Genomic DNA, 12319 nt, shown 5'->3' with positions numbered 1-12319 from the left:
TCATCTACGGAGTAAACTCGACAATCTGTCGGTTAGGACATGACCTGCTTTTTACAGGGACCACATTGTAAAAAATGGATCTTTCGACCCGCTACGAGGCTGCCGGGCAGAGGAACGGATGCGCGGAACTGGTCGCAAAGTTCCAGTATATTATCACACAGGGCGCAACTTCGTTTCCGTCGGCTCGATTGCCAGACGACGCACCATCAAAACGTCATCAATTTCTCTGCCCTCGTGTATGAAGCCAGCCGGAATACGGCCAATTTCGACAAAGCCTTCCCGGCGGTAGAAGCTAATTGCCACAGGGTTTTCGGAACTTACAGTCAGTTCCAGCTGTGTCACACCGATATCCCACGCAAATTTTGCAACCGTGTCCAGAAGAGACTTCGCTAGTCCACTCCCCCGAAAATTCTTGCGAATATACACCATCGTAATCGAGGCACGGTGAGCTGCCCTGGGCAAGCGTTCCCGAACGAGGCCTATAAGGCCTATCGGGTCCCCGTCTTGAAAAATGGCGAAAACCGGATCGTTCAATCGCTGCCGCCAGTCGTTTTCCGACATAACAGCCTAATCCCTATAGGTACTCGTAAATGAGGCAGGCTCACAGAGAAGAGCTTCCAGCCGCACACGTCGGAATGCTTCCAGGTCCGCTGTTTCGAGGCGGCGGATGGTTGTCATGTGTTTAGTCATCAGTGGGCCTCCGGATTTGAAAGCGACGGCCGAATACATTCGACGCGAAATGGTGATGCGCGGCCCTTCGATCAAAGGCTCAAACGTGCCAATGGCCGGATTTGGCCCGAACGCACAATCGGGCCCAAAGCTCATCTTCTAAAAATGACGGGAGGCCCGCACTCGCTGAAATTAGAGTACGGCCGGCGAATGCCTCCAGTATCAGCTCTCTGGCCTCCGGATCATCACCGGTTGTCGTGTAGAGTTCCCACGGGGACGCAAAGGCAGGAGCAATCGTCCGATGTCCCCAGACACTGGGCATCCGATCTGATCGAACACTTTCTGCCAGGACCTTATTGACGGGAGCCGCAGAACTGTCGAGCGCAGACAAAAATGCCAAACGCATCAACGGATAGTATACGACCTGCCTACTACCGCCCAGCACTCTCGTACCGGGAAGTATGGAGAGAACCAGAAATACAAGAAAGAGACCCGGCATGATCTCTTCCGCTTCCAGAGCCTCAGCCAGAGACCGGGAATTGAGGTGTAACTCGAACGTTCCAGCTTCATCGCGCAACCTGTTATTCTCAAGCTTCAACCGCTTTATCCGTCCATCCCGTATCCGCCAGAAAAAGTCCGTGCCGAACTTGAACCACCCAGCCCATGGGCCGAGATCGAGCTTTTTGACCTCGTTCATAAAAGCAGCGACCATATGGGGCGCATCGAAGAAATGGCGCGACAGCCAGGAAGTTGGATCCAGAAGATGGTCAAGCACAAGGAGGGCGAGATCCGCGTCGTCCAGTTGAAGATATTTGTTCTGACAACCGAAGCAATTTGGCCATAGATGCTGGTTCGCTGTCTTGATTGCCTCTGCTGCAGAGGGGAATTCGTCTTCGGGAAGAATGGAACTCAACCGATCAAGTGCCGGGCGGGGTGCTTGGTCGTTAGGGGAAGTCAAAAGGAAACGGAAACGATCTTGGCGGCCGCAGACACTGTAAGGCTCCATTTTGCTACGAGATAAACCAAAGACGTTTACATGCTGCCCATCAAGCCAAAGCCATCCGGGTCCCTTCTTCGCTTTCTCGATGAATTTCACTGTCGAAACGGAATAATGAATGTGCCAGCATTCAGCGAGCGCTTTTAAGCCCATGATGCTGAAGAGGTGGGTGAAAAATGCGTCCGGCTCGATAATGAGATGACAATGGGGCCCTGTCTGAATGACTGGCCTGCATCGAAGTTGATTTGTCAGCGTATGCGCTTCTGCATCGCTATACCCTGATTGCAACGCCCGCCTGCGGAGAAGTTTGACAAGCCGGCCAAACGCATCTTGCCTGACATCTAAATCATTCGTTTGAAATCCATCATATAATGCAGCCGAATATGCCGAGACGGAACTATCCCAGTAATCCTCCACCAGGGGAACCAGGCTGTTCAACGCGCTGCGGATGTCGGACGAATGAATCAATCTCGCCCACTCCTGTTACATTCTGGGCGGCTATTGGAAGCGATCATGAATGTCACCGCTGCGATGATGGCGCAAACGCCATATCCCGCGAGAATGTGCGAAGGGAGCATAGCGTCGCCAACCATCGCGATCAGAACATAAATCAGCAATCCAAGCCCTGTCGCTATCGAGTTAATGGCCCCTCTCGCGCGTCCGATAAATGCTGGGTGGACATTGTGCTGGACGTGTACATCCAGACCGATCCGGCTCAGATTGTATGTGACACCGAGCAGGACGAGAAGGATAGCAACAGGAATGCGAAGCGGAATTATCCAAAGCAGCACCAAAGCTATGCCTGAAAAAAACAGAAACCCGGTCTGCCCAGGCTTCAACAAAGCCGATCCGGAACCCGCTGCCAATACAAGACATATGAGCACACCGCCCAGTGCCCATGCAGATTCAAGCTTGCTAAACAGAACCGCATTGCCATTCAATTCGTTGAGGACATAAACCGCCAGAAGAGCGTTGACAAAAATCCCTACCCCAAACGAAAAACTGTAACACAGGGTGGGTAAAAATAGTTTGTTCTCAATCAGTGGCCCTATCGAAGAGAAGTACTTCGGTCGCTCAAAATCACCAGTTTCAGTCCGATTCTTGTTAAAAGAGAAACTTCGCTTTGCCCCTAAAAAGGCACCAGACAGAATAAACATACTGCTAATTAGCGACAGTGCCGCACCATAAGACAGGAAATTAAGAAGGAAACCCGCCAGAGCCGCTCCGAGGAATGTACCCGATTGCATCATCAGATAGGACGCAGAATTGGCTGTAACTGCACTCCGGGGCAGACCGGGGATCACAGACTGCATGGCGGTGAGGTAGCCGCGATCGGCGGCCGAATAAAGCGCAGCCGACAAAATCAGAGCTGTAACCCCAATGTCCGCTAATACCGCGTAACCCGTTAATGCAACAATGACCGCTCGGGCCGCATCCATACCCATAACGAGATATCGCCGGTCCGCTACATCGGCTATATGGCCGGATATTCCACTGACGAGAAACTGCGACAAGGTACTTGCAAATAACAGAAATGGGACAACCCGCGCATCGTTTTCCGAGGTGAGGCCACCCCATATTATGCAAACAAAGTAGGCGTTCCGACCGGTGTTAGAAACGAGCATCGCCGCTAGAAAATGAAACATCACCGCCTGATCGCTCTTTGTGCCGAATTCCATTTCTGGCTGTTTCATCGCGATTTTCTGGCGGGTTGTCGAAATCTGGGCAGGGTTGTTGAAAAGCCAGCCAAGGCACCCGGTAGTTCTTCATAGACGTATTCGTTCGGTATGCAGGGATCGCACATTTGCTGCACCAATGCAGTTAGGTTATCGGCATTGTTGCTCGCCGCGATTGTATAGAAATTTCCGCTATTCCAGGTAATGCAGGCGTGATTGAAATGTTCGCCGATGGTGGATGCCATATCCTCCAGAGTGACCTCGTTGAGGTTCATTCGTTGGAGAATTGTCTTTCTCTTTTTGTCTATTTCTTCGGATGAAAAATATCTCGCCTTAAAGCCATAGTCCTTCTGCAGCTCGCGCCGAACATACTCCGCCGTGTCGGGGTGCCTATGTTTCTCGACGAAAAGCAATATTCCATCATCATGTAAATATTGTTTCACGAAGTCGATCTGCCCTGACCGATTAGCAGAATACATCTGGAATGTCGTGTCTTCCACAATGACGTCAAACTTGCCCCCTAGCGGGGCTAAAACGGGATCGGTTGAAAGAAAGGATGATGTTAATCGGTGAAACGGACCGAGGAAGAAAGTAGAATGTTGTGGTCGCCCCCCACGATAGAAACTTGCTTCATTTTCCTTGTTGGGACTACACGACAAGGTCAAGATTGACCCCTCCGCCAAACTGGCGATCGTGCGTGCAAAAGTGCCCTCAGCTGCACCAAGTATATAGTATCCTACAGGATGGCCGGATTGCGCTTTGCTCATTCCATATTCCAACAATGCGTCGCCCAGTCGGATTTCCTCTTCGAGGCGATAAGGAATACTGCTGAAATAATGGGGATCGAAATTCCCCCATAAGGTCTGCTGCACTTTTGCGAACCGCGACAATCGACTATCGAATTGCAATAATCTGGGATCCACGACAGGGTTCCTTTCAGGAGCACCTGATTTGCCGCCCGCTGTTGCGGAAAAGAAAGCGAACATTTCATTGAGCCGGGGCGCCATGTCGCATTCATTCATGAAGTTTGACGGAGATTTCGTCATTGAGAATTCCTCCTCAACCGTGCAAAGGCGCTGAACACACCCGTAATGAACACATGACCAACTGAACCAACGAGTAGCCAATATTCTCGGGTCTGGTTTGCGGATAGCTCCAACTTCTGTTGGACAAACACAACGACAGCCCCTGAAAAAAGAACGAGGAATAGCGCACCGAGGGCCTAACGCCGTCTGTTGTCAAAACAAGAAATTACGATTGTGCTATCTGCCAAGAGCATGCCAACAATCGTGAGACAGATAAATCCCACGGAAGACTTCCCCATTATCAGGGCATTGACATAGAAGCTACCAGCCGGTCGGGCCATGATAACGAGGAGCGACGTACGTGTGTTCACCGCCAGGCGCGACGGACGAAAAACCGAGACCAGCTTTTACGGAAACCGAAGCCAGGCATCCCACCATAATCACTTCCGATTATTAGTATGCCCCCAAGTTATGGCAAGCTGGTTCTCTGAACTGGTTAAATGATGGTGCCTTGCAAGGCGTGACCTATGGCCAAGAAGCACGCCACGAGCTTGCCGCCGCGGCTCTACGCTTCTCACGGTTGATCTGATGACCGCTGCGCTCACCCAAGGTGTGATTGGCTATATCGATTGGGCGAAACGTAGCTTAGCCTCGGACCAGCAGTCGGATAACGTCGACCCTCTATAGAACAGCCCGCAGAAAAGCAATAGTTCGGCATGAGGCTGACAACGGGGCTGCAGCAAGAGAACAATATTAGAGATGCCGATTGACACTTATACTATATCATGTCTCTCGATAATTTGATTTGTAATTTAGAATATTTTAATAATCTGAAACCGAACTTGGGGTTTTGCGATTTCCTTTTGGTCGATCTCATGACCAATTGTTTTCCAGGGGGTATCTCGATGAAGCAATATGAATCACCATTGCGCTATCACAATGCCGTCCAGGCTATTCGGGCAGCATCATCTGTTGTGGAGGCACTCGCGGTATTGCAAACCACCTATGGTGTTGACTTTGCGACCTATCATCTTGCTCTGACGGTGGCAGACGTCGTAGACACACCATACGTTCGCACAACTTACCCGCCCAGCTGGGTTTCCCATTATCTCCTGAGCGGATATACAAAAGTTGATCCGGTTGTGCGGGAGGGCTTCGAGAGAGAAGCGGCGTTCGATTGGCGTGACCTTGACGTCGCAGAGGACGCGCAGGAGTTTTTAAACGAAGCCCAACAACATGGACTTGGCGCCAGCGGCTACTCAATTCCCATCATCGACAAGAAACGGCGTGCTCTCTTTTCTTTGAATTCCCGAAAACCACCAGACCAATGGAGCGAAATCGTAAATCGGTATCGGGACGAATGGGAGGGAATTGGATTGCATATCCACAGGAAGGCGATCGTGGAACTGCACGGCAAACACGATCCTGTGCCACAGCTCACCAAACGCGAGAAGGAATGCCTCTATTGGACCGCGCTTGGTAAGAATAGCAAGGATATTGCAGCCATTCTCGAACTCTCCGATCACACCGTGCAAACTTATCTGACTTCTGCAAGAAACAAGCTCGGCGCGGCAACGATCGCCTCCGCCACGTCTCGCGCTATCCAGCTGCGTTTGATCAATCCTTATGGCAATACCTTAAATTAAGGGGGCCTATCTCCGGAGATTTAACAGGCACACACCGAATTACATGCTGCTCTCCATTAATCGATGGAGGCAAGTATGTATCTCCTTGTTCAAGCACACGAGTATCAAAAATATAGGTATTTGCTCGATCAGTCATTCAGACTGAGGAAGAAAATATTCGCAGATCGGCTCGGTTGGAGTGTGTCTGTTTCCGGACCATGGGAGCGTGATCGTTATGACGATCACGGACCGGCCTACCTTCTATGGTGCGGTAAAAACTTTACCCGACTTTACGGCTCAGTGCGTCTCCTGCCGACAACAGGGCCAACGCTTCTCTATGACGTCTTTCGCGACACATTCCCCAATGCTTGCAGTTTGAGAGCTCCTGGCATCTGGGAAGGTACACGCATGTGCATCGACGACGACTTACTAAAACGCGATATGCCCGGTCTGCTTCCAGCCAATGCCTTTTCCTTCCTACTGCTCGCCCTGTGCGAGGTAGCGCTGGACAATGGTATCGATAAGCTCATTTCCAACTACGAACCGTATATGAGGCGTGTTTACCGTCGCGCCGGCGTTTCTTTCGAGGAGATCGGTCGTGCTGAAGGTTTGGGACGGTCTTCAGTTTGCTGTGGAGTATTCGAGGTTTCGTTACGGGTGCTTTTGCAGATGCGTCACAAATTAAACTGCGCAAAGCCCTTGTACAGAGGTCCAGATCACCGTTCCAGAAGCGCCCAGGGCAGTCCTCGCCTTGGTTTGACTTCTCGCCTGCCCCCCTGTCGCACAAGCCTCGAGTTGCAGTTTAGGGAGGATTTTCATGTATCCGCATGTCGGTGAAGCTTTCATTCCCGCCAGATGCGCATCGTACAGGGCAGAGCAACTTTATAAGAAAGTTGCGAAACTGTGCCAATCTGCTCATCTGGAAGAATTCCGCAAGTCCGTGGTCTTCGAAGCAGGGGGCGCGAATATCCACTTCACAAATGACGGTTTACTTCTCCACGTTTTCGCCCGGGACGTATTGACCTACTACGGAATTCGAACACTCATGGAAGGGAGCCTGCCGAAGGCCGTACTCCGTTCAGTAAAAGCTGTCGAATGGCTTCCTCCAAGGCAAGCCCTCGTCCCTCACGAGCTCGTGAACGGGATCTGACAACACGGGGACGCCGATGGGGCGCCGCAGAAAAGTCGGGGAATTGCAGTCTCTGCTCGAACAAGGAACTATATGTATTCCCTCGAGCGAGATTTGACCTGTCCGATAGCGCGATTTTGGTTACGTATACCCTGTTATTGGGTTGTTGATTGAGACGAAATCGCTGTCACTAAACATCCCGCGGGCACACAAGTGAGTGGAGTTCATCCGGCACCCTGATCGGGCGATATTGTGTAACGCTAAGTCCGTGCTGGCCCTCTGGGCCGGAAGCGGTTTGAGCGCTTTCCATGATCAGCAAAATTTAGCGGAATGCAGGTGGGGGCCATCAGACCGTACAAAACTCCTGTCCGGACCTATTCGAGTTCCTTGCGCTCTTTGGAAAAGCTAACGGATGACACCGCGTCCGCGATTAATGGCGCGCAGCTGCCGCGCCGCAACAATCTCCCCACTGTTTGCTATTCGGACTGCCCGCTGTAAAACCTGCAGACGCTCCTGCATCACCTCGAATGCCCGGCGTTGTTCAGGCGCAACGCAATTGACGACATCCTTTTCACCGCGCAGGACCGCATTTCTGCCGAAACGCTCATCAAGCGCTCGACTGACAGTGACAAACTCCTGGGCTATGTGTGGAGTCAGGGCAGCCTGGACAATGTCAGTCTTCTGTTTCTTCTTCTTGTTCTTATCTGCCACCAACTGCTTGAGCGCCTCTTCGGCTGCTTGCGAAAGCCCTGGAATGGGGATTGCCATACGTCGTCGTTCCTCACTGACGGCCTTGGTTGCTGCATCCAGAGCAGTAATCCACGACCAACCGAGCGAACGGACGCGGCTGACGGCTTCCGGCACAGCCTGGAGCGCATCCCTTCGCTCACGACCGGCGGCAAGCAGCTTGTCCACCAGCCGGTCGGAGCCGCGCAGGGCGCCATAAGCAGAGGGGTCTCTGCCGAGCGCTGCGGCGACCCGCTCGGCGGCAACTCCCTTGACGACAAGTTCCTCGATCTTTCCCACCGTTCCGGCTGGATCACGCCAGATAAGTGACGCTGCTTCGGTGAGCGCCGCGCGATGCTGAAGATAATGTGCGGCAATTAACGCGCGCGCCTGCGCGTCTTCATTTAACGGAGTTTTGAATTCGGTCACGGCGGGCAGCATTGGTAGTACGGGTACCGCATCCGTGCCGGCCTTGACGCTGGCGCCGGCAACGATTTTCGATGGGTCCTGTTTTTCGGCCAGACGCTGTTCCTCCGCGAAACGACGTACGGCTGAAAACAACCGCGCCAGTTTTTCGCGACGCTCAGGCGCGAGATTATCGGGCATGCGCTCAGTCACGTTGCGCTCCGCAAAAGCGTCCGCCTTCATCGTGAATGCGTTCCAGCCGAAACGAGCCGTCAGGGCATTACTGAGCGCCTTGATTTCCTGCACCAGTTGGACGTTCTCGGCCGCGAACGAGAATGCTGTCTTATAAGCGTCGTCACCGCCCCTTTCGCGAATTTTTTCAATTTCAACGAGTCGCGCCATCGCCATTTTCGAGAGCTTCGGGATTGACAGCGACATATGTGCGCGACGTTGCTGCTCTCGAATGCCGAAACGCTCAGCCTGCCGGCGGAACGCGCTAGCATGAGAACGCGCCAATGGCAGCAAATCCGCCAGAGCGGCGAGTGCTACACTCCGCTCTTCACGCGTGGCCTGGTCATCGGCCACGTGTCCAGATCCACGCAGACGGCCCAGACGCTGCGGTCTGGCCAAGAGCTCATCCCTAAGTTGGCGCGGCGCGGTTCGTCTATCGGAAGCCAGCACGTTCAATCGGGCCAGGGCCCCTTCGGCATCCCGATAAATCTTCTCCAGGATCGGCCGCAGAATTGCGTTCCGCTCCTCCCAGTGTTCAGATCGAAGCAGTGCACGACGGGCGTCTTCTTCGATACTGCGGGCAAACGAGGTCGTGGGCGGGATTAAATACTGCCGGTCTCCCGGAGTTTCCGCCCTACTATATTGCGGACGCCCTTCAGTATAGGAAACGCTTCTTTCTCGCTCGATGACGAAGCCGAGCGCCGCACCTGCCCGTTCCCAGAGCTTTGCGACCTGCTTCCGCTTCTGCGCTGCGCCCTCTTCAACTCCGAACGCAACCTGCGCCATAATATCAATTCCTCGCCGCCGCGCGAAATCCGCCGCATGTGCCCGATAGCCCTCCTCGCTCGCAAAATCCAGCGTTGTGGTCTTTGCACCGGAACGCGACAGACGCTCGACCAGTTGTTTGAACAACTCCGGCCGACGGCTCTCCTTCTTGATGCGTAGTTCGCGGGCATCGGCCGTTTCCTTCAGATCAGCCACCCAGACATTTCGCTCGACTTCACGCTCCTCTGTTCGCTTCCCACCGGTCTCCTTGTCGACGACAGTCACTTCTACTTTGACTATTTCAACACCGTCCTTGCGTAGTGTGACAGTATCACCCCACGACACACCAGCCGCCTTCAAGGCCTTTGGCAAACTGACTCCCCACAGACGCTGGACGACGCCGTCGCCGGTTTTCAAATCAACATAAGGGGTTTCCCTGGCGTCCTCGTCCTCGGGCCGAAACTTCGTCTCGCCGGTTTCGACCAATTCGCCCGTAACGCCAGCAGAATGATCGACACGCGGCTTTCGTCCCCATTCCGGCTTCGGTTCAAAATCTTCGCGCGCTGCATACAGATCGGCGCGATCACGATGACGCGTCATAGACACATAAGTCAGATGCTTGTCCATCATTCCTGTGGCAAGCACGAAGGTGCGGTCGACGGTGATACCCTGAGATTTGTGAATCGTCGCGGCGTAGCCGTGATCAAGATTGCGATAACTCTGTTCACTAATCACGACCTCGCGACCGTTATCCAGACGAACGCTCAGCACTGGTCCCTCTCGCTTGCTGCCGGTCGAAATGACTGTGCCAAGCATACCGTTCTTCACGTATTGGGGTCCAAGATGGGGCACACGCACTTCGAAGAAGCGGGCATTTTCAAGGAATATTATACGATCACCAGATGCAAACTCGCGCATTCCCCGCGCCGTCTGGAACTTCCGTGATCCGGTCAAGGCTCCCTCGTCCATCATCACCTTTCGCAAGGCTTCGTTGAGCCGCCTGACGTCCTCATTGGTATGGGCAAGCACAAGCAGCTCGTCCCCTCGAAGCCGCGCTGCATCCTCCCCTTCGGCAGCATTCACAAGGAGGCTTCGCCGCGCTTCGGTCCAGTCAGCAACCAGGCGTTCGACAATTTCTGAACGCGTTTCGGCTTCGGTGATGCGACCTTGCTGCGCGTAGACGTCCAGGCCTTGTTCAGTATCGCCGCAAGCAAACATGCGGGAAGCATCACGAGCCCACTCTTCGCGCTGGCGACGCACACCGGCTAGCTCTGCGAAACCGATATGATCGCTGATTGCCCGAAAAGCAGCACCCGCCTGGATGGGCTGAAGCTGCATGGCATCTCCGACCAGAACGACCTTAGCATCTGCATCCGCCACAACTTTCAACACCCGCGCCATCTGTTGCGATGAGATCATGCCCGCCTCATCAATGACGAGTACGTCGCCACGTTCAAGTAGATCCCGCCTACCGGCCCATGCCAGCTCCAGAGACGCTAGTGTTCGGGATTTGATACCGGAACTCTCTTCCAGCCCCTCTGCCGCCTTGCCAGCGAGTGCCGCGCCGATTACGCGAAACCCCTGGCTTTCCCACGCAACACGTGCCGCGGCAAGCAGTGTTGATTTGCCCGCCCCCGCCAGGCCAGCAACCGCGGCAATGCTACTGCTGCGGGTGACATGACGCACTGCGTCTGCCTGTTCGCGATCAAGGCGAAATGGATTTTGCGGATCCTGTGTTTCGATTTGCCGGATTGCCGCAGCGACGGCCTTCTCTGGAACAGAAAGCCCCGGCCGCTTTGATAGAATATCCGCCGATTGCGCCATGTCGTATTCGGTTCGCAGTATTTCCCGCGTTGTAAACACGGCGGGTTCCTTGGCGTTTCCGGTTTCCGCATCCACCTGTTGCCGCTTCAACAGAACAAGATCGTTAGATGCCATCAACCGCGCGCGGATATTGGCGAAATCGACCGGATCATCGATATAGCGGTGCAGCGCTCTGGCGATATCCTTCTCGTCGAAGGTGGAGCGTTCATTGGCGAGTTGCCTTAACAATATTTCTGGCTCGGCAAGCAGACGGTCTGCCATCTCCTGCTTGCGCGCAAGATCGCCGGGTGCGAAATGCATCGCTACACCTTTGCGGACAAGAGCGGCTTTCTCCGGTCCCAGATGTTTTTGCGCTATGCCGTCGAGGCCCTGCTCGGCATAGGAGCGACCATCGAGACGAATCTCATGACCGGCAAGTGCCAAATGCCAATTTGCAGTGTCCGCCCAGGCGATTTTCCACGCCTTCATGGTTTCCTTATCACCAGCCCAGAGCTTGTAAACTATCTTGCCGTTCGGGCGGTCAGGCGTGGCGACGCGCAGCACTTTCCCGTCTTCATCCCGCACGGGTACCTTTTTTGACCCAAACCCGCTTTCCCTAAGAGGCCTCAAAGCTGTCATCAGATGGATATGCGGATTACCTTCCTTATCGTGGTACACCCAGTCGGCAATCATATCCTTTGACGTAAAGTTATCCCGGACAAACTCGCGAACCAAAGCAATGTTTTCATCCCGGGCTAGTTCTTCCGGCAGCGCAATGATCAACTCGCGTGCAAGCTGGGCATCTGTTCGGGTCTCAAATGCGTCAACTGCATTCCATAGAGCTTCACTGGCATGGGCTGTAGATTTTCCTTTGATAGCATTTTTCAGCCATGCCGGGATTTGGTCCGGAAGCGCCAGTTCTTCGTGCATCAACTCTGACGCGCCCCCCCTGTAGCTGAAAGATGTGCCTGCCTGTTCGTCTATCATCCGGGTGCGATGGCGGTAGGCGGCCGCCGAAACAATGCTGCGCCCTGTTCCTCTACCGATTATCTGCGCTCGGACGAACATGATTGCCACGACGGATTTTCGCTCCTCTCAAACACGTCGCGCAAGCGACGTATATTGCGCCCTCAAACCGATCGGTCCGCAGGGCCGATGCCGTTTCTCCAGACAAACTCCAGGCTAAAATTTCCCATTTACGACTTGAAGACTTATGGACGGTAGCTTGCTTTACTATCGTATTCAAGTTACTTAAATGGAAAGCCGCT

The 12319-nt window shown here is 53.7% G+C and carries 7 protein-coding genes and 1 pseudogene; 3 read left to right on the top strand and 5 right to left on the bottom strand.

What is annotated here, in order from left to right; all coding sequences use genetic code 11:
• Positions 1 to 153: 153 nt before the first annotated feature.
• From ACOWVS_RS20400 to ACOWVS_RS20385, 4 genes and pseudogenes are all read right to left on the bottom strand, one after another.
• A pseudogene (locus ACOWVS_RS20400) lies at positions 154 to 690 on the bottom strand (GNAT family N-acetyltransferase).
• Between the two features lie 79 nt (positions 691 to 769).
• Complete coding sequence (locus tag ACOWVS_RS20395) at positions 770 to 2134, bottom strand: hypothetical protein (RefSeq protein ID WP_081375294.1); 1365 nt, start codon at positions 2132 to 2134, stop codon at positions 770 to 772.
• Entirely contained in the window at positions 2131 to 3360 is a 1230-nt protein-coding gene (locus ACOWVS_RS20390; protein ID WP_075042368.1) for an MFS transporter, read from the bottom strand. Before ACOWVS_RS20390 ends, ACOWVS_RS20395 begins: the two co-directional genes overlap by 4 nt.
• Positions 3357 to 4388, bottom strand: coding sequence for a hypothetical protein (locus ACOWVS_RS20385; RefSeq protein ID WP_075042367.1), 1032 nt, complete (start codon positions 4386 to 4388; stop codon positions 3357 to 3359). Before ACOWVS_RS20385 ends, ACOWVS_RS20390 begins: the two co-directional genes overlap by 4 nt.
• A gap of 884 nt (positions 4389 to 5272) precedes the next feature.
• Between ACOWVS_RS20385 and ACOWVS_RS20380 the strand changes: the two genes are divergently transcribed.
• The 3 genes from ACOWVS_RS20380 (at position 5273) to ACOWVS_RS20370 (ending at position 7142) form a co-directional block, all read left to right on the top strand.
• Entirely contained in the window at positions 5273 to 6013 is a 741-nt protein-coding gene (locus tag ACOWVS_RS20380; RefSeq protein ID WP_075042402.1) for a helix-turn-helix transcriptional regulator, read from the top strand.
• A gap of 75 nt (positions 6014 to 6088) precedes the next feature.
• The gene (locus ACOWVS_RS20375; protein ID WP_081375293.1) at positions 6089 to 6829 is read left to right on the top strand and encodes an acyl-homoserine-lactone synthase; all 741 of its coding nucleotides are present in this window, start codon (positions 6089 to 6091) and stop codon (positions 6827 to 6829) included.
• Positions 6810 to 7142 carry a hypothetical protein gene (locus tag ACOWVS_RS20370; protein ID WP_075042366.1) on the top strand — a complete coding sequence of 111 codons (333 nt, stop codon included), beginning with the start codon at positions 6810 to 6812 and terminating at the stop codon, positions 7140 to 7142. The genes ACOWVS_RS20375 and ACOWVS_RS20370 overlap by 20 nt, the downstream gene beginning before the upstream one ends.
• A gap of 384 nt (positions 7143 to 7526) precedes the next feature.
• Here ACOWVS_RS20370 and traA read toward each other — a convergent pair whose 3' ends face one another.
• Entirely contained in the window at positions 7527 to 12128 is a 4602-nt protein-coding gene (gene traA / locus ACOWVS_RS20365) for a Ti-type conjugative transfer relaxase TraA (RefSeq protein WP_075042365.1), read from the bottom strand.
• Between the last annotated feature and the right edge of the window lie 191 nt (positions 12129 to 12319).

It is taken from the genome of Brucella sp. IR068 (assembly GCF_049065885.1).
Classification (GTDB): domain Bacteria; phylum Pseudomonadota; class Alphaproteobacteria; order Rhizobiales; family Rhizobiaceae; genus Brucella; species Brucella intermedia.
Note: the sequence above shows the minus strand (reverse complement) of the source record. Positions and strands in the feature narration are given on the sequence as shown.

Coding starts and splice junctions, on each gene's coding strand:
- ACOWVS_RS20370 (WP_075042366.1), top strand. CDS start 6,810: ATGTATCCGCATGTCGGTGAAGCTTTCATTCCCGCCAGATGCGCATCG.
- ACOWVS_RS20380 (WP_075042402.1), top strand. CDS start 5,273: ATGAAGCAATATGAATCACCATTGCGCTATCACAATGCCGTCCAGGCT.
- ACOWVS_RS20390 (WP_075042368.1), bottom strand. CDS start 3,360: ATGAAACAGCCAGAAATGGAATTCGGCACAAAGAGCGATCAGGCGGTG.
- ACOWVS_RS20375 (WP_081375293.1), top strand. CDS start 6,089: ATGTATCTCCTTGTTCAAGCACACGAGTATCAAAAATATAGGTATTTG.
- ACOWVS_RS20385 (WP_075042367.1), bottom strand. CDS start 4,388: ATGACGAAATCTCCGTCAAACTTCATGAATGAATGCGACATGGCGCCC.